13 protein-coding genes and 5 pseudogenes are annotated in these 20,316 nt (G+C 60.7%); 12 read left to right on the top strand and 6 right to left on the bottom strand.

Going from position 1 to position 20,316, the window contains the following annotated elements; all coding sequences use genetic code 11:
- Positions 1-81 precede the first annotated feature (81 nt).
- Together AC15MQ_RS08855 and AC15MQ_RS08860 are read left to right on the top strand one after the other, a co-directional pair.
- Complete coding sequence (locus AC15MQ_RS08855) at positions 82-255, top strand: hypothetical protein (protein WP_483079918.1); 174 nt, start codon at positions 82-84, stop codon at positions 253-255.
- Between the two features lie 107 nt (positions 256-362).
- Positions 363-1,634 carry a recombinase family protein gene (locus AC15MQ_RS08860; protein ID WP_483079919.1) on the top strand — a complete coding sequence of 424 codons (1,272 nt, stop codon included), beginning with the start codon at positions 363-365 and terminating at the stop codon, positions 1,632-1,634.
- Between the two features lie 182 nt (positions 1,635-1,816).
- On the opposite strand, the gene AC15MQ_RS08865 is transcribed toward AC15MQ_RS08860, so the two are convergent.
- Positions 1,817-2,167: a hypothetical protein gene (locus tag AC15MQ_RS08865; protein WP_287655468.1), complete on the bottom strand. Its 351-nt coding sequence runs from the start codon at positions 2,165-2,167 to the stop codon at positions 1,817-1,819.
- A 25-nt stretch (positions 2,168-2,192) separates the two neighbouring features.
- Positions 2,193-4,613 (bottom strand): arylsulfatase, encoded by a 2,421-nt coding sequence (locus AC15MQ_RS08870; protein WP_483080630.1) that lies wholly within the window; start codon positions 4,611-4,613, stop codon positions 2,193-2,195.
- Between the two features lie 225 nt (positions 4,614-4,838).
- Here AC15MQ_RS08870 and AC15MQ_RS08875 point away from each other — a divergent pair, with 225 nt between their 5' ends.
- Positions 4,839-5,849, top strand: coding sequence for an AraC family transcriptional regulator (locus AC15MQ_RS08875; protein WP_483079920.1), 1,011 nt, complete (start codon positions 4,839-4,841; stop codon positions 5,847-5,849).
- A gap of 130 nt (positions 5,850-5,979) precedes the next feature.
- On the opposite strand, the gene AC15MQ_RS08880 is transcribed toward AC15MQ_RS08875, so the two are convergent.
- The 3 genes and pseudogenes from AC15MQ_RS08880 to AC15MQ_RS08890 form a co-directional block, all read right to left on the bottom strand.
- Positions 5,980-7,203 (bottom strand): ISAzo13-like element ISCap1 family transposase, encoded by a 1,224-nt coding sequence (locus AC15MQ_RS08880; protein ID WP_483079921.1) that lies wholly within the window; start codon positions 7,201-7,203, stop codon positions 5,980-5,982.
- A 201-nt stretch (positions 7,204-7,404) separates the two neighbouring features.
- Positions 7,405-8,629, bottom strand: a pseudogene (locus AC15MQ_RS08885) (IS110 family RNA-guided transposase).
- A gap of 777 nt (positions 8,630-9,406) precedes the next feature.
- Entirely contained in the window at positions 9,407-10,456 is a 1,050-nt protein-coding gene (locus tag AC15MQ_RS08890; protein ID WP_483079922.1) for a Fic family protein, read from the bottom strand.
- Positions 10,457-10,715: 259 nt separating this feature from the next.
- Here AC15MQ_RS08890 and AC15MQ_RS08895 point away from each other — a divergent pair, with 259 nt between their 5' ends.
- From AC15MQ_RS08895 to AC15MQ_RS08920, 6 genes and pseudogenes are all read left to right on the top strand, one after another.
- Positions 10,716-11,936, top strand: coding sequence for an IS110 family RNA-guided transposase (locus tag AC15MQ_RS08895; protein WP_483079923.1), 1,221 nt, complete (start codon positions 10,716-10,718; stop codon positions 11,934-11,936).
- A 327-nt stretch (positions 11,937-12,263) separates the two neighbouring features.
- Positions 12,264-13,485 (top strand): annotated as a pseudogene (locus AC15MQ_RS08900) (IS110 family RNA-guided transposase).
- Positions 13,486-14,334: 849 nt separating this feature from the next.
- The gene (locus tag AC15MQ_RS08905) at positions 14,335-16,437 is read left to right on the top strand and encodes an alkyl/aryl-sulfatase (RefSeq protein WP_483079924.1); all 2,103 of its coding nucleotides are present in this window, start codon (positions 14,335-14,337) and stop codon (positions 16,435-16,437) included.
- Between the two features lie 227 nt (positions 16,438-16,664).
- Positions 16,665-17,066 (top strand): hypothetical protein, encoded by a 402-nt coding sequence (locus AC15MQ_RS08910; protein ID WP_483079925.1) that lies wholly within the window; start codon positions 16,665-16,667, stop codon positions 17,064-17,066.
- 424 nt (positions 17,067-17,490) lie between these two features.
- A complete protein-coding gene (locus tag AC15MQ_RS08915) occupies positions 17,491-17,769 on the top strand; it encodes a type II toxin-antitoxin system TacA family antitoxin (RefSeq protein ID WP_483080631.1) in 279 nt (92 codons plus the stop codon).
- Positions 17,766-18,272: a GNAT family N-acetyltransferase gene (locus AC15MQ_RS08920; RefSeq protein ID WP_483079926.1), complete on the top strand. Its 507-nt coding sequence runs from the start codon at positions 17,766-17,768 to the stop codon at positions 18,270-18,272. Before AC15MQ_RS08915 ends, AC15MQ_RS08920 begins: the two co-directional genes overlap by 4 nt.
- A 5-nt stretch (positions 18,273-18,277) precedes the next feature.
- Here AC15MQ_RS08920 and AC15MQ_RS08925 read toward each other — a convergent pair whose 3' ends face one another.
- Complete coding sequence (locus AC15MQ_RS08925; protein ID WP_483079927.1) at positions 18,278-18,388, bottom strand: hypothetical protein; 111 nt, start codon at positions 18,386-18,388, stop codon at positions 18,278-18,280.
- On the opposite strand from AC15MQ_RS08925, the pseudogene AC15MQ_RS08930 reads away from it, so the two are divergent.
- The 3 pseudogenes from AC15MQ_RS08930 to AC15MQ_RS08940 all read left to right on the top strand — a co-directional run.
- Positions 18,336-18,704 (top strand): annotated as a pseudogene (locus tag AC15MQ_RS08930) (DUF2924 domain-containing protein); the annotation flags it as partial. The gene AC15MQ_RS08925 and the pseudogene AC15MQ_RS08930 overlap by 53 nt on opposite strands.
- A 9-nt stretch (positions 18,705-18,713) precedes the next feature.
- Positions 18,714-19,751: pseudogene (locus AC15MQ_RS08935) on the top strand (recombinase family protein); the annotation flags it as partial.
- Positions 19,748-20,203: pseudogene (locus AC15MQ_RS08940) on the top strand (LacI family transcriptional regulator). The pseudogenes AC15MQ_RS08935 and AC15MQ_RS08940, both read left to right, overlap by 4 nt.
- Positions 20,204-20,316: the final 113 nt, after the last annotated feature.

The raw sequence follows: 20,316 nt of genomic DNA on the forward strand, positions 1-20,316 counted from the left end.
CCAAGCCGAAGTGCAACTTCGCGAGTCGAGAGCCCATCGGCGCACAGCGACTGCTCAGTCGCCCATCTCCCCCCGGAGTACATGACCACGGAACAGCGTCGGCACGAGATCGCGTCGTTGCTGGCCAAAGGGCTCATCCGCCTGCGCAGTTATGGGCAGTCTCCGCAGGCGGCAAACCTGGCCCGAGAGAACCGGTTTGAGCTTGCCTTCTCCGGCGACCAGAGCGTTCATTCACACCCCGTCCACAAGGAATAAACCGGAGTCATGATGAACACGACCCCTCGCATTCCCGCCACGCCGCCGTCGGTCCTGGCGCAGATCGCCCGCTTGCCTGAACTGCCGATGCCTGAAATCAAGGCGCTTTGGCAAAAACTGTTCGGCGCCGAACGCCCAACTACAACCGAGCGATTTTAGAACGCCGCATCGCCCACTACCTGCAGGAAGTCGAGTTCCGCAAGGTCGACGCCAATCTGCTGGAGCGCAACCAGCGTCGGATCGAAGCCCTCCTGGAAACGGGCAAGGTCCAGAAGCGCGACCGCGACACCCGGCCTACCGCGGGTACGGTGCTGACCCGGGAATACCGCGACGCCGGGCATGCCTACATTGCCAGTCAACGTGCCGAGGGGTGGATTCCGGTGGCGGACGATTACGACGATCCCGCGTTCTCAGGCGGCCACATGGAACGTCCGGCACTCCGGCGCATGATGGCCGACATCGAGGCCGGCCGGATCGACGTGGTCGTGATCTACAAGATCGATCGACTGACGCGCAGCCTGGCGGACTTCTCGAAGATGGTTGAAGTCTTCGAACGGTATGGCGTCTCCTTCGTCTCGGTGACGCAGCAGTTCAACACCACGACCTCGATGGGCCGGCTGATGCTCAACTTGCTGCTGTCCTTCGCGCAGTTCGAGCGCGAGGTCACCGGCGAACGGATCCGCGACAAGATCGCTGCCAGCAAGGCCAAGGGAATGTGGATGGGTGGAGTGCCACCCCTGGGCTACGATGTCGACAACCGGCGACTGGTGCCGAACGAGCGGGAAGCCCAACTCATCCGGCACATCTTTCAGCGCTTCGTCGAACTCGGTTCGAGCACCGCCCTGTTCAATGAGTTGAAGCTGGACGGCGTCACCTCGAAGGCCTGGACCACGCAGGACGGCAAGGTCCGCGAGGGCAGGGCGATCGACAAGGGGATGATCTACAAACTACTGAACAACCGCACCTACCTCGGCGAGTTACGACACAAGGAGCAGTGGTTCCCGGGGGCGCACCCGGCGATCATCGAACGTGAGTTGTGGGACCGCGTGCACACGATCCTCGCCACCAACTGCCGGGTGCGCGGCGGCGTCACCCAGGCGGTCGTCCCCTTCCTGCTCAAGGGGATCTTCTTCGGCAACGACGGGCGCGCCCTGTCGCCCTGGCACTCGACCAAGAAGAGTAGCGGGCGGCGCTACCGGTATTACATCCCGATGCGCGACACCAAGGAGCAGGCGGGGGCGTCCGGTCTGCCACGTCTGCCGGCGGCCGAACTGGAATCGGCGGGGCTCGAACAACTGCGCGGCATCCTGCGCGCCCCGGCGCTGCGCGGCGATCAGTCCGCCGGTGTTGTGGGAGGAGCAGCGGTTGCGGATTGGTAGGGTTGGTGGGGAGAAGCATTCGGAGTGATCGCGGCCGCATCCAGATCCAGGCGGGTGTGGTGGTCGCATACGAGACTGAACCGACTGATGACATTGGCAATCAGTCTGGCTGCTTTCTGATCGCTATGCCGCAATTCAGGCTTTTGGATTGACCATCGCTGACTCATCCGTTTCAACCCATGTCAGACCGCTATTTGTTCACCATGTACTGCCCGTGCCAACAACACGGTCAAGATCACGTGCAGGATTACCGCAGGCCAAAGGAATATGCCTGTCGAACCGCCGGTGAAACCGAGATAGGCGAGGTACACCGTGACGGCCACGCTGTAGGTCATCATGCCGGCCAGCGCCCCTCCTGGCCAGCAGGCGATTCCTAGTGCAATCAGCGCGATACCGGCCACGCGCGCGACTGGGATCGCGATGGCGCTCAGTTCCTCGCCCAGCAGTAAACGTGCGACCAGCGACGGGGCGATCAGCAATGCCAGCCCAGTCGCGGCTTCACTCAAGGCTGCAAGGACAAGGGCATTTTTCATTTCAACTCTGACAATTTTGAAGCCATCAGGGCTTTGAAGCTGACTTGGGTTCCGGTTCGAGATTGAAGGTCAGCTTGTCGATCGTGCCGGTGAACTTGAACGGGGAGTCGTAGCGATACTCGATCATCGCGACGCCGGTGCGCGTGTCGAGACCGACGTCGAAGGTCTCGTCCTCGGCAAAGGTGATCGGCGTGGAGTTGGGCATCGAGTTACGCGCCACTTCCTTGCCGTCCACGTAGAGCACACCGGTCCCGCCCTTGCCCAGACCCGGCTCGGCGGACTTGAAATCAAAGACGATGGTGTGCTTGCCCTGGCCCAGTTCAGGCCCTTCCCAGATCGTGCGCTTCAGGTCGAGCAGGTTGTAGAGGAACACCACCTTGCCCCGGCCGACCCCGAGTTCGCCCTTGCTCAGGAACAGGCCATAGCCTCCAAAACGGCCACCCTGGGTGACAATCATGCCTTCGGCACCCCCCGCAGGGATCGTGACTTCGGCGGTGATCGTGTAGGACTTGTTCAGGATATGCGGTGCCGTGCTGCCGGGCACGTTGGCCAGCGTGCCCGAGTAGGTGAACTCGGTGCGCCCGGCCGTCAGGCTCGGCTTCGGCGCGTTCCAGCGCGCCAGTGTCGTGTTGTCGAGCGGCAGCACGTTGTACTTGGCCGCCTCCAGATAGAAGATGTTCTGCATCTGCTTGAGCTTGTCAGGCATCTTCGCCGCGAGGTCGTTGTTCTGCGTGGGATCGTTCATGACGTTATAGAGCTCCCACCTGTAGCCGGTGATCACGTCCGGCGGCGGTTTTGTGGAGAGCTCCCAGGGCAGCGTTACCGGCGTTGTCGCCGCGACCCAGCCATCATGGTAGATGGCGCGATTGCCGAGCATCTCGAAGTACTGCGTCGTGTGCCGGGTCGGCGCGTTGGCGTTGGCCTTGTCCCAGGTGTAGGCCAGGCTCGTGCCTTCGATCGGGAGCTGCTTGATGCCGTTGATCGTCTGGGCCGCCGGGATGCCGGTGGCCTCGAGGATGGTCGGCACGATGTCGATGACGTGGTGGAACTGGCGGCGGATGCCGCCCGGGTCGCCGATGTGGCCGGGCCACGAGATCGCCATGCCCTGCGCCGTGCCGCCGAAGTGCGAGGGCACCTGCTTCATCCACTTGAACGGTGTGTCGAAGGCCCAGGCCCACGCCGCCGAATAGTGCGGGAAGGTACGGTCGGAGCCCCAGAACTCGTACCAAAGGAACTGGTCCTTGACCGGCACCGGGATGCCGTTGAAGGTCGTGAATTCGTTGGGCGTACCGTTGACCATGCCTTCGGCGCTTGCGCCGTTATCGCCGCTGATGTAGATGATCAGCGTGTTGTCGAGCTGACCCATGTCCTCGACGGCCTGAATGACACGGCCGATCTCGTTGTCGGCGTAAGCCTGATAGGCCGCATAGACATCCGCCTGCTTGATGAACAGCTTTTTCTCTTCCCAGCTCAGCGAGTCCCAGCGCGGCAGCTTGGCGCCGTTGTATATGTCCTGTCCGTCCGGCCACGGCGTCAGCTGAGCGTTGGGCGGCATGATGCCGAGACGCTTCTGGTTGGCAAAAATCGTCTCGCGCAGCTTCTCCCAGCCGTCGTCGAACAGGTGCATGGCGCTGATCTTGTCGATCCACTCTGGCGTCGGATGATGCGGCGCGTGCGTGGCGCCGGGCACGTAGTAGACGAAGAAGGGCTTCTCCGGTGCCAGCGCCTTCGACTGTCGCATGTACTGGATCGCCTCGTCGGCCATCGCCGTTTGCATGTTCCAGCCAGGGTTGCCCTGGAACGGGAAGATCGGCGTCGTGTTGCGGAAAAGGTTCGGCTGCCACTGGCTGGCGTCGCCGCCGACGAAGCCCCAGAAGTACTCGAAACCCATGCCGTTCGGCCATTGCTCGAAGGGGCCCGCCTGGCTGTTGGCAAAGAAGGGGGTGTTGTGGTCCTTGCCGAACCATGAGGTCGCGTAGCCGTTGTCCCTCAGGATCGTGCCGATGGTGCCCTTCTCGATCGGGATGATCGAGTCGTAACCGGGGAAGCCGGTGGCGATCTCGCCCACCACGCCGAAGCCCACAGAGTGGTGGTTGCGCCCGGTAATCAGCGCCGCCCGCGTCGGCGAGCAGAGCGATGTGGAATGGAAGTTCGTGTAGCGCAGGCCGCTCTTCGCGATGCGGTCGAGCGCCGGGGTCGGGATGACCCCGCCGAAGGTGCTGGGTGAGCCGAAGCCGTCGTCATCGGTCATGATGAGCAACACGTTGGGCGCCTTCTTCGGTGGCACGACGCGTGGCGGCCACCATGCTGTGGACTCCGAAGCCCTGTCCTTGATCACCCCGCCGAACTTCGGGTCGGGCGGCGGCAACTGCTTGCCGCTGATGGTCGTGGTAGCGCTGGGCGAGCCCAGCACGCCGGTGACCTGTTGCGCCGAAGCAAGGCTCATGAGGCCGAGAGAAGCAATACAGGATACTGCCAACCCGAATAACTGCTTTATCATCGCTTGCTCCAATAGCCGAATGTCGTGATACCGAAGGACCTGACGCAAGGCTCACAATAGACTGTAGTGTGGAATTTACCAAGTGGAATGCTGTTCCGGAATTGGTCTTCGGCATAGGACAATAGACGACATCGATTGGACATTTGACGACATTCCACTAATCATGCGTACATGAATACTTCTCCTCTCTTGGTGCGCGCTCGTGCGCTCACCGGTTTTACCGAACTCGTCAAGGAACTCGCTGGCGACGCAGAAGTTTTGCTTCGTGACGTTGGGCTGACTACACAAATGCTCGCGCAACCGGAAGCGACGATCAGCATGTCCGCCACAGTGCGCGTGCTCGAGAACGCGGCAGCACAGCTCGCTGTACCCGACTTTGGCCTGCTCCTCGCACAACGCCAGGATTATTCGGCTCTCGGCCCCATCGCAATGGTCGCCCGTCGCGCTGACACCGTGGGCAGTGCTTTGATTGCGATCGCGCGCAATTTGCCTTACCACGTAGCGCGCACCTCGCTTCGGATGGAAGCCGGGCCCGCCGAGGAACTCATATGGCTGCGTTACGAACTGCCCCCGGAAATTTGCGGAGCACATCGACAGTCTGTGGAAATGTGCTGTTTGTTACTGATCCAGACCCTGCGCATGCTTAAAGGGGATATTGGCGCTGACTGGCAGGTGGTGTTTCAGCACCCTCCCGGCGTATCCCTCTCACGCTACCAAGAATTCTTTGAATGTGAAGTGGCGTGCCAGCAGTCTGGTAACGGCGTTATTGTTCCCAAAGCACTCCTTGAACAGGTGCTGGACAGCGGAAATCCAAATGTTCGCGTTGCCGTCGAACGCTTTGTGGCTAACCTGATTCGACGCAATCCACTTGATCTTGTCCAACAAATCGAAGAACTGATCGCACGCCAACTGGCCAATGGCGACTGCAGCCTGGATAGCATCGCCCAGCAACTGGCAATGAACGAGCGTACGCTGCAAAGGCGTCTAGAGGTGCAACAAATCAGCTTCTCCGAAATCCTTGATCGCGTTCGACGGAGCCAGGCGCGCGAGTTCCTGGCTCAACCCGCCCTGCCCTTGTCGGAAGTGGCAATTCTGCTCGGTTACAGCGAACAGCGATCGCTAAGCAGGGCCTGTCGCCGCTGGTTCGGTACGACGCCGGGAGCGTTGCGTATGGAATTTTGAGCGGGGCGATGTTTCTACCCCTCTAATTGCAGTTTTCTGATGTCAGATAGGTCGTAATGCCCGGCGACCATCTGGAAACAGATGCCTTCTGCTTTAAGGACGCAAGCAAAAATAACTTGAACAATACGAGTTATTTGTCATTGTCCCGAGGTATCAGCCGGTAGTTCCATTCGCCATGAAACGCGTCGCGCTCGATGGTAAGCGAAGCCAGCTCTTCGTCGGACACCTTGATTCCCGACGTATAAGCGTTCTCATCGATCGCCGCCTGGATTCGCAAGCCGGTCTCGGTGGTCGTGTTGCCGATCAGGTTCACCACCACCTGACGACTGACGAGCGGTCGGCCGCGCCAATTCGCGGTGATGTGGCAGAACATGCGATGCTCGATTTTGTTCCACTTGCTGGTTCCAGGCGGGAGATGACACACCTGAACCGTCAGGCGCAGTTCATCCGCCAGTTTTTGCAACTCCCTTCGCCATAGCCGCACGCGATAACCATTGCTACCACCGCCGTCCGCGGTGATCAGCAGACGGCGAACACTCGGGTAGGTCACCTGCCCCATTTCACGCCACCAGCGCCGGATGCTCTCGACGGCGAATTCGGCGGTATCGTGGTCGATGCCGACACTGACCCAGCCCGTATTGGTGGTCAAGTCATAAACCCCGTAGGGTGCGACCTTGCCGAGTTCACGGTCAATGAAGTCATGAACCCGGACTTCTTCTGGCTTGCCCTTGGGTTGCCACTCTTTGCCGCCATTTTTGAAGTCGCCGATTAACTCTTTCTTCTTGGTGTCCACCGAAATGACCGGATCACCTGCCGCCTGATACTCCGCAACGGTGCGGGCAATGTGGCTGAACTGGGCATCGCGGTCTTCATGCTGCCCACCCTCTCGGGTCTTTCGCGTTGATTGCAGACTGAAGCCTGCCAGACTCAACAAATCACACAGGCTTCGCTGGCTGACCGTGTGCCCCTGCCGCCTCAGTTCTTCAGCCAACCGATAGGTGCTCTTGCAGGTCCAGCGCAGCGGCGACATCGGATCACCACGCGTTGTCGGCTCCACCAAGGCGTCAACATCGCTCAGCAAGCTGGCATCCTTGTCAATCAGCTTCTTTCGCCCACCTCCTACCGCTCGCGCTCGGAGTTGCACGCCTTGCTCTCCAGTCGAAACCGGTGCGTTCAGTTCACTCAAACCCGCATGAATCGTCGTGCGCGACAGGCCAGTCGCCTTGGCGACCAAGGTGACGCCACCACGCCCCAGGCTTCGTGCCTCCGTCGCCGCCCAAAGGCGAAGCGTGGCCTCATCCAGCCTTCCACACAGCGCTTGATACTTGGCTTCTATGGCTAGCTCTTGCTCCATGCAGAAACCATAAGACAATTACCACAAATGTTCAAGTTATTTTTGCTTACGTCCTAAGTGAGAAGTCGTCTTCTTGGGGGTGCGGGGATAACCTGTCACCGAGCTGCACGCCCTGATTCTGATGAGTTAATGTGAAAGAAGCCACCCGGAAGGCGAACGAAAGCCTGACCGGCAGCGGTCATGACGATGAGTTGGCGTGAATCAAGCGGCTGCGGGGATGAATCCGAAGCGAGTCAGAGCCTTGATCCAGCGAGAAGCGTTGCGCTGCACGGAGAGTTGCTCATAGTTGGTGGCGGAATCCCGGTAATATTCGCCCCGCTTGAGCATGAAGAAGAGGGTGCGCAACATTTTGTGAGCCAAAGCGACGATGGCTCGTTTGTAGCCACGGCGAACGATCAGCAACTGGAACTTGGACTGGAACGCCGACTCGGGTGTGACTGGCGGCGTGGGCGAACTCACAGAGGAGTCGGCGGACGTAGGGATTGCCCTTGCGGATGCGTCCCGACTGGCGCTTTCCCGCCGACTCATTGTTGCCGGGGCACATGCCGACCCAGGAAGCCAGGCGGTCTGGGGTGCCGAAGACGCTCATGTCGCTACCGATTTCGACCAGCAGCATGGCCGCGCCGATGACGTCGACACCCGGCAAGGTTTGTAGCAAGTGCCAGTGCATTGTGCTCGCTCGCCAACTCAGCGAGCAGTCGCGCGTCGAAACGGGCGATGCGCGCTTCCAGTTCCTCGATATGCCGCAACAGTTCGTTGAGAACGAACACATGGCTCGCGGTCAATTCGCCCTGGAGGGCATCGTACAATTCCTCGCGGCTAGCCTTGAGACGTCGACTGGCGAGATTGAGCACCTCGTGCGGAGCCCTGGCCGTCGAGGATGCCCTTGATCATGGCCCGTGCCGACTGACCATGGATGTCACTGACGACCACGCCCAGGCGGATACCTGCATCGGTGAGCACTTTGTGCATGCGGTTCTTCTCGGCGGTGAGCAGGCTGACCAGCTTCTGGCGCTGCCGGGAGATCACCCGGAGTTCGCGCAGCTTGGCCGGCGGCACGAAGGACCCGCGCAGCAGACCGGCACGCGCCAGGGTGGCGAGCCACTGGGCGTCGCCGACATCGGTCTTGCGCCCCGGTACCTGCTTGGCGTGGCGGGCATTGACCACCGTCGCCCGAATGCCCACCGACCTCCAGCGCCGCATACGGGCTCTTCCAGTAGATGCCCGTGCTTTCCATGACCACTTCGTCGGGATTCAGCGCCGCCGCCCAGACCGCCAGCGCCCGCCGGTCCTTTTTGAAGGCCCCAAATTGCCGCTGCTCGATGCGTGTCTCGCCATCCGCTTCCTCAAGGATCGCGCACGCCGTGATCTGGGCCTGATGAACGTCGAGCCCGATGACTCGTTTGTGGATGGGAACCAGTTCCATACCGTCTCCTTTCGCAATACACTCGAAGGCGGGAAGCGGTGGGTGCCAGAACCGAAATTGCCTGAAGGCGACAAGTCGCCAGCGGCCCTTTTAATGTGTGCGCTCGATGGCAGCAATCCGGGGTACGAGTCGGTTCAGCGGGTCACGTTAGCTTGCGGGGTCAAGCCGCCAAAATATTGCGCGACCTCTTCCCGCCGCTTCCCAACTCGGATTCTTCTTTCATCATCCGGGGTGGCCGCAACTGCAATGACCGTTAGCTGCCGTTCGCACCGCTCGTTTTTCTGGCCTGCTACGGCTGGTAGTGGCCGGGGGCGGCCTGCCAGCCTGCCAACCAGCCAGAGATCCAGCCAGCATCTTGCGCTCGCTGGAACAGCGCCGCTGTTCCCACCGCCTACCAATGCCACGAATCAACCGCTTGATTGGACCACGTGTAAGCTGTTGATTCGTAACGCGGCTATTCGAGGCGCTCGTGGACTTCGGCCTCCAGCGGGCAGCGAGGCCGGAGAGAAAAATGGCCAGGAGATAGTGAAAACGGCCGATTCCGGGCGCCCGAGCAAAACCACGAAGTCCACAGGAACCCCCACGAACCCGCGCCAACACGCGGCAGTACGCAAAAAAAGACCAACCCGATGAGGGATTGATCTTCTTGTCTGGTGGTGCAATCGCACCCTGGATCACCACTCGCTATCGGGGCATGTGAGTACTGGTGAGGACGTGTGAGGGTGTTTGTCCATGTGATGGGGTGTTGGCCGAAAGGCTACTGGGCCACACCGAACTTCAGCGCAGATCGTACCAAACTCCCCGCCCGCTGCCCTGCTGACTCAGGTGGCCTCGCTCCACGAGGTTGCGGAAATGCTGCTTCAAGGTGTTGCGGCTGACCCCTGTGAACTTGATGGCATCGCCAATCGTGACACGCCCGTGCTCGCGCGCGAACTCGACGATCTGCATTGACAGGTCTGGCAAAGTGGCCAATACGGTTTTTTCGCGCTCAACCTTCTTCTCCAGCCTGCGGACTTGCTCGGCCAGCGAGTGCAGGAAAAACACCAGCCACGGTTGCCAGTTGGGTGTATCGGTGCGGATCGTGCCTTGCGTCTGCCGCAGGGCCAGGTAGTAGGCTTCCTTGTTCGACTCGATGACGCTTTCCAGGGAACTGTACGGCACATAGGCATAGCCCGTCTGGTTCAGCAGCAGCGTGGTCAACACACGGCTGAGCCGCCCGTTGCCGTCTTGGAACGGGTGGATTTCGAGAAAAACTACCACGAGGATGGCAATGATCAGGAGCGGATGTAGTTGAGCCTTCTCACGTTCCTGATTGACCCAGCCCACCAGTTCAGTCATCAGGCGGGGTGTGTCAAATGGCGTGGCCGTATCGAACACGATAGCGATTTGTACGCCGTTTTCATCGAAGGCGGCGACGCTATTGGAGTTGGTGTTGTATTGGCCCCAATGCCGAGTGTCCTTCTCGCTGTGGCGAAGCAGTATCTGGTGCAACTGCTTGATGTGGCTTTCGTTGAACGGAATGTCTTGCCACGAGTTGAACACCAGATCCATGAGTTCGGCATAGCCGGCGACTTCCTGTTCGTCTCGAGTTTCGAAGAACTGAATGGCCAGGTTGGATAGCAGTTTGTCTACGTCGCGATCAGAGAGCTTGCTGCCCTCGATACGGGTGGACGAGCCGATGCTCTCGATGGTGGCAACCCGTCGCAAGGCTGACAGACGATCGGGCGCGAGCGTGCCCAAGGCACGCCAGGCTCCTTTGAACTCGTCGATCCCAGCGATCAAGCGGAGGATTTCCGGGGTGATCTGTAGCGTATCGGGTCGAAGCATGAACCAACGGTCATTGCAGTTGCCGCCGCCCCGGATGATGAAAGAAGATGCGGGTTGGGAAGCGGCGGGTAGAGGTCGCGCAACATTTTGGCGGCTCGACCCCGCAAGCTAACGTGACCCGCTGAACCGACTCGTACCCCGGATTGCTGCCATCGAGCGCACACATTAAAAGGGCCGTTGGCGACCTGTCGCCTTCAGGCAATTTCGGTTCTGGCACCCACCGCCTCCCGCGTTCAAGTTTATGGCGAAAGGAGACGGTATGGAACTGGTTCCGATCCACAAGCGGGTCATTGGGCTGGATATTCATCAGGCCCAGGTCACGGCGTGCGCGATCATCGAGGAATCGGGCGGCGAGACACGACTCGAGCAGCGGCAATTTGGCGCGTTCAAACGGGACCGGCGGGAGCTGGCGGTCTGGGCGGCGGCGCTTGATCCGGACGAAGTCGTCATGGAAAGCACGGGCATCTACTGGAAGAGTCCGTATGCGGCGCTGGAGGCGGTCGGTATCCGGGCGACGGTGGTCAATGCCCGTCACGTCAAGCAGGTGCCGGGACGCAAGACGGATGTTGGAGATGCCCAGTGGCTGGCCACCCTGGCGCGAGCCGGTCTGCTCCGAGGGTCTTTCGTGCCGCCGGCCCAACTGCGCGAACTGCGTCTGATCGCCCGGCAACGGCAGAAGCTCGTCGGGCTGCTCTCGTCCGAGAAGAACCGCATGCACAAAGTGCTGACCGATGCCGGCATCCGTCTGGGCGTGGTGGTCAGCGATATCCATGGTCAGTCGGCACGCGCGATGATCAAGGGGATTCTCCGGGGGCAGGCTCCGCATGAGGTTCTTCAACGCGCCAGTCGACGTCTCAAAGCCAGCCGCGAGGAATTGCACGATGCCCTGCAGGGCGAATTGACCGCGAGTCACGTGTTCGTTCTTGACGAACTATTGCGGCATATCGAGGAACTCGAAGCGCGCATCGCCCGTTTCGACGCCCGCCTGCTCGCCGAATTGGCGAGCGAGCACAATGCGCTCGCCCTGCTGCAAACCTTACCTGGCGTCGATCTCATCGGCGCCGCCATGCTGCTCGTCGAGATCGGCAGCGACATGAGCGTCTTCGGCACCTCGGACCGCCTAGCCTCCTGGGTTGGCCTCTGTCCGGGCAACAACGAGTCGGCCGGGAAGCGCCAGTCGGGACGCGTCCGCAAGGGCAATCCCTACGTCCGCCGACTCCTCTGTGAGTTCGCTCACGCCGCCAGCCGCACCAAATCGGCGTTCCAGGCCAAGTTCCAGTCGTTGATCGTTCGTCGTGGTCACAAACGCGCCATCGTCGCTTTGGCTCACAAAATGTTGCGCACCATTTTTTTCATGCTCAAGCGTGGCGAACATTACCGGGATTCCGCCACCAACTATGAGCAGCTCTCCGTGCAGCGCAACGCCTCTCGCTGGATCAAGGCGCTAACTCGCTTCGGCTTCATCCCCGCAGCCGCTTGATTCACGACAACCGATCTCCATGACCGCTCGCGGTCAGGTACTCGCGCGCTTGGAGACTGGGTTCTTTCACATTAACGGTCATTGCAGTTGCGGCCGCCCCGGATGATGAAAGAAGATGCGGGTTGGGAGGCGTCGGGTAGAGGTCGCGCAATATTTTGGCGGTCCGACCCCGCAAGCTAACGTGACCCGCTGAACCGACTCGTACCCCGGATTGCTGCCATCGAGCGCACACATTAAAAGGGCCGCTGGCGACCTGTCGCCCTCAGGCAACTTCGGTTCTGGCACCCGCCGCCTCCCGCGTTCAAGTTTATGGCGAAAGGAGACGAGATGGAACTGGTTCCGATCCACAAGCGAGTGATTGGCCTGGACGTTCACCAAGCGCAGATCACGGCGTGTGCGATCATCGAAGAAGCGAGCGGCGAGACACGAATCGAGCAGCGGCAGTTTGGTGGGTTCAAACGTGATCGGCGCGAGCTGGCGGCTTGGGTGGCGACGCTTCGCCCAGACGAGGTCGTCATGGAGAGCACGGGGATCTACTGGAAGAGCCCTTTATGCGGCACTCGAGGCGGCCGGCATTCGGGCGAAGGTGGTCAATGCCCGGCATGTGAAGCAGGTCCCGGGCCGCAAGACGGATATCGGCGATGCGCAGTGGCTGGCGACGCTCGCCCGTGCCGGTCTTTTGCGCGGGTCTTTCGTGCCACCGGCCAAACTGCGCGAACTGCGTCTGATCGCCCGGCAGCGGCAGAAGCTGGTGGGCTTGCTGTCGTCGGAGAAAAACCGCCTGCACAAGGTGCTGACCGATGCGGGTGTGCGGCTGGGCGTCGTGGTCAGTGATATTCATGGTCAGTCGGCGCGGGCGATGGTCAAGGGAATTGTCCAAGGGCAGGCGCCGCACGAGGTCTTGCCTCTCGCCAGCCGACGCCTCAAGGCTAGCCGTGAAGTGCTGCACGACGCCCTGCAGGGCGAATTGACCGCGAGTCACCGGTTCGTTCTGGACGAACTGTTGCGGCATATCGAGGAACTCGAAGCGCGCATCACGCGATTCGACGCCCGTCTACTCCACGAGTTGGCGAGCGAGCACAATGCGCTGGCCCTGCTACAAACCTTGCCAAGTGTCGACACCATCGGTGCCGCCATGCTGCTCGTCGAGATCGGCAGCGATATGTGCGTTTTCGGCAACCCCGATCGCCTGACTTCCTGGGTGGGTATCTGTCCAGGAAACAACGAATCCGCCGGAAAGCGCAAGTCCGGACGGGTCCGCAAGGGCAATCCCTACGTCCGACGACTCCTGTGCGAGTTTGCTCACGCCGCCAGCCGCACCAAATCGGCGTTTCACGCCAAGTTCCAATCGCTGATCGTTCGTCGTGGCCACAAGCGCGCCATCGTCGCCTTGGCTCACAAGATGTTGCGCACCATCTTCTTCATGCTCAAGCGTGGCGACTATTACCGGGACTCCGCCACCAACTATGAGCAGCTATCGGTGCAGCGCAACGCTTCTCGCTGGATCAAGGCGCTGACTCGCTTCGGCTTCATCCCCGCAGCCGCCTGATTCACGACCACCACTCTCCATGACCGCTCGCGGTCTGGTACCCGTGCGCTTGGAGACTGGGTTCTTTCACATTATAATACACCCATTAACACCCAATTTTGGTGTTTGCCATGAAATGCAGGTGTTGGCCGAAGACATCGTTCTGTCGGCTTCATCACTCAGCGACCGAATCCGCGTGGGCACAACGACTACGACTTGGGCCTACGCACTTTGCCTTTGATCGCTCCGGGTTCCGGTGCTTGTCTGCGGCGAAAGCAGCGACCGCCTTGACGAACGATCCGAGTTGGCCTTCACGGGTGTTCATGAACCGCTCTTCCATGTCAATCCCTGTCAGAGGGGTGGTCCGCTCTCCGGCCAAAGTGAGAGGTGCCAACCCCCCCAGGAGTTGGACATCAAGCGGTCAGCTTGAGCGGCGAGTGCTCGACTGACGCCTCGACACGCGCTCGCAAATCCCTGCCAACCGTGAAGTCCGGCGTAGACTTCCGAGGTTCGGCCTTCGGGGGCGGTTGCCGGGAATGGTGACAGTTCGCCTACGTCCGCATTGCGGAAGCAGCGCTCAACGAGTACTTTCCGCCACTTCTGGTCGTTCAACATACTCAGCAATTCGAATCTTGACTGGCAGCTTTATTGCGATGACCGGCCATTTCTTCGTCCCCGAATCAACTCAGACAAGCATTCTGGCGTAGCCGATAGGATTCAGGAACGACAGGCGCAACGGTCGTACGCTACGTAAGCCCTTTCAACTCTGGCATCCTGTATATTGACAGCACGACGAGTTGGAAGTCCAGGGTCACAGAGAAGTGACGTGAATATGCGAAACATCAGGGTCAAATGGACAAGGATAAATGCATGAAAATTGAGCTGCGACACATCTGTGCGGTATCCACGTTGGGGTTCGCGTGCTTCGCCGGCCTGGCCTCTGCGGCTGGCGGCGGTGCTATCGTGACCGCCGACCCGTCGAAGCACTTCGACCCGAAAGGGAAAGAGCCGTCAACGTTCACCATCGAACTACAGAACGGTCTGCGCAAGACCCTGCCGTTTCAGGACAAGCGAGATTTCGAAGAGGCCAGGAAAGGATTTATCGCTGCCCCGACCTACAAGCAGATCATGGCCGAGGCCGGCAATGTAGCCTGGGACATGGGGAGCTACCAGTTCCTGCTTGAGGGCAAGGACTTTAATAGTGTCAATCCTTCCCTGCAGCGCCAGGCGATCCTCAACATGGCCTACGGACTCTACGAAGTCCTGCCCGACAAGATCTACCAGGTGCGCGGCTTTGACTTGGCCAATATCACCTTTATCAAGGGCGATACCGGCTGGATCATCTTCGACCCGCTGACCGCCAAGGAGACTGCCAAAGCAGCGCTGGAGTTCATCAACGAGAAGCTCGGCAAACGTCCGGTGGTGGCTGTCGTCTACTCGCACTCCCACCTTGATCACTACGGTGGCGTACGCGGCGTCATTGACGAGGCTGACGTAAAGAGCGGCAAGGTGCAGGTGATCGCTCCGGTCGGTTTTATGCAGCATGCGGTTACCGAAAACGTCTATGCCGGCACCGCCATGATGCGGCGGGCATTCTTTCAGTACGGCATCCTGCTGCCACGCAGTCCCTATGGCCACGTAGACCAGTCCATCGGCAAGAATACCGCTGCCGGAAATACCGGTCTGATCGAACCGACCCGTTTTGTCGAAAAGGACTTTGAAGAACTCGTCGTTGACGGTGTGCGAATGGAGTTCCAGAACACCCCCGGCACCGAAGCTCCGGCGGAGATGAACACCTGGTTCCCCGATCTCAAGGCATTCTGGGCCGCGGAGAACATCACCGGCACGATACACAACATCTACACCTTGCGCGGCGCGCTGGTACGGGATGCTCTGGCCTGGTCAAAGAACATCAACGTGGCGGTGTACCGCTATGGTCAGACGGCAGAAGTCATGTTCGCTGCACACAGTTGGCCGCGTTTTGGCAACGAGCGTATTCTGGAGATCATGAGCACCCAGCGCGACGGCTATGCCAACCTCAACAACGAGGTGTTGCACCAGGCCAACAAGGGCGTAACGATCAACGAAATCCAGAATGTCTACAAACTGCCCAAGAGCCTGCAAAATCAGTGGGCTGCCCACAGCTACCACGGTTCAGAAGAGCACAACAGCCGGGCGGTGATCAACCGCTACCTGGGTTACTGGGACGCCAACCCGGCCACGTTGATCCCACTCTCACCGAAGGATTCCGCTCCTCTGTATGTTGAGATGATGGGTGGTGCCAGGAAGATCATGGCCAAGGGGGAGCAGCTGATTGCTCAAGGCAAGTATCGTGAAGCCGTGGAGATCCTCAACAAGCTTGTCTATGCCGAACCGAAGAACCAGTCCGCCAAGGACCTGCTGGCTGATGCCTACGAGCAGATCGGTTACCAGAAGGAAAGCCCAAGCGTGCGTAACAGCTTTCTCGCTGGCGCTTATGAACTCCGTCACGGGATTCCCGGTGGTGTTCCACCCAAGGGGACTGGACCAGATACGATCCGGGCGATGACGACCGACCTCTGGCTCGACTACATGGGGATTCGACTGGACAGCAAAAAGGCGGAGGGGATAAAGTTCGTCATCAACCTGGTAACGCCGGACAACGGCGAGAAATTCGTGGTTGAACTGCGCAACTCAACCCTTACCAACATCAAGGGGCAGCAGGCAAAGAACCCGGACCTGACAATCACCGTCAACCGAACCGATCTTGAGAGCGTAATGGGGGGTACCGCCACCTTTGACGATCTGCTCAAGTCTGGCAAGGCGAGGTTTGACGGTGATCGCAAGCCTTTTGACCAACTGAGGGGCATGCTTGTCCAGTTTGCCCCGATCTTCGAAATACTTCCGGGCACCATGGCTGAAAAGCCGGCGCCAAAGACGGCCAAGGATCCGTTCGAGCAGGAGCGGATGTCAATTCAATCTGCAACTGACTAGTCAGTCTTCTGCATCGAGGCCGTGCCCGTCACGAGCGGGTGCGGCCTACAGATAGCCGTTTGCATGGCTTCAACGATTGACGACGATTTGCCGGTGTCAAAGCCTGCTTGGTGTACTAACCGGCCGCCGGGTTTCCATTTGTCCTATGTCCGCAGCGGGTCGCGAGCAGTTCTACAGCGAATTCGGAAGCGGTCCTTCGTCGGCGCTAAACTTTGACAAGCCCGTCAATGGCAGCACCGGCCACCGGGCAGACGCTCGAACGGCGACACTCAAGGTCGGAAGTTGGCCGGCAACGGATCACCAGCCAGCCAGAGATTCAGCTTTTCGCGCTCGCTGACATGGCGCAGCTGTTTCCAACGCCTACCAATGCCACGAATCAACCGCTTGATTGGACCACGTATAAGCTGTGGATTCGTAATGGGTCAGGTCGACGCGCTAGAAGACTTTTGGCTCCGGCCGAGAGCGAAGAAAACCTGACCACGCTCGCGCCCGACATCGTTGCGGCCATCCTGGACGAGACCTTGCCTCCTCACGTGACCGTGCATGATCTGGCGATCAGTCCGCCGCTGCTGTGGGAGGAGCAACGGAAGCGGATTGGTGGTGGTGTCGGTGGGCGGCAGCCGGAGTGATCGCGCCTGGATCCAGTCGGGTGGTGGCCGCAGGAGACACATGCTGCCTGTTGGCCAGTCCGGTGTGTGCGTCCGAGGTTCGGCGTCTGGGACGGTTGCCGGGAATGGTGGCAGTTCGCCTACGTCCGCATTGCGTAAGTAGCGCTCAAAGAGTACTTATAGCCAGAAGGCATTCGAGCCTCGTGTTCCAAAGCGGCCATTCTTGCATAGGAGGCTGGTCGGTTCCCGGCCGTCGTGTAGAGCGGCCGCCTTGGGCTTACCAAAGCGCCCTGTTCGTTCCTGTCACTCCCCCGCGACCACCGGGAAAGCGCTCGTGATGCCCTTGCCAACCCGTCTGACCCATGCCCACGGCAGTGTGTTGACAATAGATACACGCCTCGCTACGCTACGTATATCTATTGTGTATGCCGCGAAGGACCATTTTATGCGTGACGCCGCCATCAACTTGCGGGCCCTCCCGGAGCAGCGGGATCTGATTGATCATGCCGCGACCTTATTGGGCAAGAACCGATCCGACTTCATGCTCGAGGCCGCCTGCGACAAAGCGCAGTCGGTAGTGCTCGATCAGGTTTTCTTCCGCCTGGATGCCGACAAGTTTCGTCAGTTCTCCGACCTGCTCGATGCACCACCGGTCCGCGATGCGGGGCTGGAGCGCCTGATGGCGGTCAAGACGCCTTGGGAAGTCGACGCCAGCCCGGCATGAGCTTCCAACTCAACGCTCCGCAGCCGCTGTTGGCGGTGCATCGGGTCGATGAATTCGCGTGTGGCGAGGTCCTTCTCGACGAGTGGCTGAAGCGGCGAGCCCTGGCTAACCAACTGAGCGGTGCCAGCCGCACTTTCGTGGTGACCGATCAAGACCAGCGTGTCCGCGGTTACTACGCGCTCGCCGCTGGCGCCGTTTCCCACCAGATGGCCACGAGTGCCGTGCGGCGCAATATGCCGGACCCCGTGCCGGACCCCGTGCCGGTGATCGTGCTGGGCCGGCTTGCCGTCGATCATCGTGCGCATGGGATCAAGCTGGGCGCTTCGCTGTTGCAGGATGCCGTCAAGCGGGCGGCTGCCGTCGCGCAAAACGCCGGCGTCCGGGCGCTTCTGGTACACGCCCTTCATGACCAGGCCAAGGGGTTTTACGAGCACTACGGATTTCAGGTGTCGCCCGTGCATCCGATGACGCTGATGCTGCGCTTGATCGACAAACAGCCCTGAAAGAATCAGCCGGCGATCTCGTTCCAGGGATCCAGTTTGTCCGCCGCCGCCACGGGCAACGTGATGCGCGAGCGCGATGCAGGAGTGAAGCCCGTCTCGGTCGCGGCCTTGGTCATAATCTGCGCCTGCTTGTTGGCAATCGCCAGATACGGAGACTGCATCGGCACGCCGGTGTTGGGCGAGTTCCGCAAGGTCGACGCCAAACTGCTGGAGCAAAACCAGCGTCGGATCGAATCCCTCCTGGAACCGGGCAAGGTCCAGAAGCGCGACCGCGACACCCGGCCTACCGCGGGTACGGTGCTGACCCGGGAATATCGCGACGTCGAATACTGCGTGATCGCCACCACCGACGGACAGTACGAGTTCAACGGCCGGATGTACCCGAGCCTGTCGATGATCGCGCGCGAGATCACCGGAACCCGGTGGTCGGGACCGCTGTTCTTCGAGCGGTACGGCGTCTCCTTCGTCTCGGTGACCCAGCAGTTCAACACGACGACCTCGATGGGCCGGCTGATGCTCAACTTGCTGCTGTCCTTCGCGCAGTTCGAGCGCGAGGTCACCGGTGAGCGCATCCGCGACAAGATCGCCGCCAGAAAGGCCAAGGGAATGTGGATGGGTGGAGTGCCACCCCTGGGCTACGATGTCGACAACCGGCGACTGGTGCCGAACGAGCGGGAAGCCCAACTCATCCGGCACATCTTTCAGCGCTTCGTCGAACTCGGTTCGAGCACCGCCCTGTTCAATGAGTTGAAGCTGGACGGCGTCACCTCGAAGGCCTGGACCACGCAGGACGGCAAGGTCCGCGAGGGCAGGGCGATCGACAAGGGGATGATCTACAAACTACTGAACAACCGCACCTACCTCGGCGAGTTACGACACTAGGAGCAGTGGTTCCCGGGGGCGCACCCGGCGATCATCGAACGTGAGTTGTGGGACCGCGTGCACACGATCCTCGCCACCAACTGCCGGGTGCGCGGCGGCGCCACCCAGGCGGTCGTCCCCTTCCTGCTCAAGGGGATCGTCTTCGGCAACGACGGGCGCGCCCTGTCGCCCTGGCACTCGACGAAGAAGAGTAGCGGGCGGCGCTACCGGTACTACATCCCGATGCGCGATACCAAGGAGCAGGCGGGCGCGTCCGGCCTGCCCCGCTTGCCGGCAGCCGAACTGGAATCGGCGGTGCTCGAACAACTGCGCGGAATCCTGCGCGCCCCGGCGCTTCTCGGCGACCTGCTGTCGCAAGCGAGCAAACAGGATCCGACCCTGGACGAGGCCAAGGTCACCGTCGCCATGACGCGCCTCGATGCGATATGGGACCAGTTGTTCCCGGCCGAGCAGACCCGCATCGTCCGACTCCTGGTCGAGAAGGTGATCGTTTCGCCCACCGATCTGGAAGTGCGCCTGCGCGCCAATGGCATCGAGCGAGTGGTGCTGGATCTGCGGCCGGAGCCGGCCGAACGGCGGCAGGAGGTTCTGGTATGAACGGGATTCGGATCCGCAAGACCGGTGCGCCAGATGTGATCGCGGCCAGCGACGGCAGGCTGACCCTGTCGGTGCCGATCTAGATCAAGCGCCGCAGCGGGCGGAAACTGGTTACCCTGCCGGGCGGTGAAGCTGCCGAACCGCGGCCTTGGGATGTCGCGGCAACGCCGATGCAGCTGGCGCTGGCCCGTGGTTATCGGTGGCTAGCGATGCTCGAATCGGGCGAAGCCAAATCCATCACCGAACTCGCCGCTCGCGAGAAGATCGACAACAGCTACATGTGCCGAATGCTCAACCTGACCACGCTCGCGCCGGACATCGTGGCGGCCATCCTGGACGAGACCCTGCCTCCTCACGTCACGGTGCATGAGCTGGCGATCAGTCCGCCGGTGGTGTGGGAGGAGCCGCGCGCGAGGATTGGTGTGGGTGGCGGGGAGAAGCGGCCAGAGTGATCGCGACCGGAACCAGACCCCGACGGGGTGGTGGGCGGCAAACCCTTTGATGACTAATGGCGAGTCCGGTGTGAACTTCTGAGGTTCGGCCGCGGGGGGTATTGCGGCGAAAG

The sequence above is a fragment of the Candidatus Accumulibacter propinquus genome (genome assembly GCF_056856495.1).

Coding starts and splice junctions, on each gene's coding strand:
- AC15MQ_RS08910 (WP_483079925.1), top strand. CDS start 16,665: ATGGCAGCACCGGCCACCGGGCAGACGCTCGAACGGCGACACTCAAGG.
- AC15MQ_RS08855 (WP_483079918.1), top strand. CDS start 82: ATGACCACGGAACAGCGTCGGCACGAGATCGCGTCGTTGCTGGCCAAA.
- AC15MQ_RS08915 (WP_483080631.1), top strand. CDS start 17,491: ATGCGTGACGCCGCCATCAACTTGCGGGCCCTCCCGGAGCAGCGGGAT.
- AC15MQ_RS08925 (WP_483079927.1), bottom strand. CDS start 18,388: ATGACCAAGGCCGCGACCGAGACGGGCTTCACTCCTGCATCGCGCTCG.
- AC15MQ_RS08890 (WP_483079922.1), bottom strand. CDS start 10,456: ATGCTTCGACCCGATACGCTACAGATCACCCCGGAAATCCTCCGCTTG.
- AC15MQ_RS08870 (WP_483080630.1), bottom strand. CDS start 4,613: ATGAGCCTTGCTTCGGCGCAACAGGTCACCGGCGTGCTGGGCTCGCCC.
- AC15MQ_RS08920 (WP_483079926.1), top strand. CDS start 17,766: ATGAGCTTCCAACTCAACGCTCCGCAGCCGCTGTTGGCGGTGCATCGG.
- AC15MQ_RS08875 (WP_483079920.1), top strand. CDS start 4,839: ATGAATACTTCTCCTCTCTTGGTGCGCGCTCGTGCGCTCACCGGTTTT.
- AC15MQ_RS08865 (WP_287655468.1), bottom strand. CDS start 2,167: ATGAAAAATGCCCTTGTCCTTGCAGCCTTGAGTGAAGCCGCGACTGGG.
- AC15MQ_RS08880 (WP_483079921.1), bottom strand. CDS start 7,203: ATGGAGCAAGAGCTAGCCATAGAAGCCAAGTATCAAGCGCTGTGTGGA.
- AC15MQ_RS08895 (WP_483079923.1), top strand. CDS start 10,716: ATGGAACTGGTTCCGATCCACAAGCGGGTCATTGGGCTGGATATTCAT.
- AC15MQ_RS08905 (WP_483079924.1), top strand. CDS start 14,335: ATGAAAATTGAGCTGCGACACATCTGTGCGGTATCCACGTTGGGGTTC.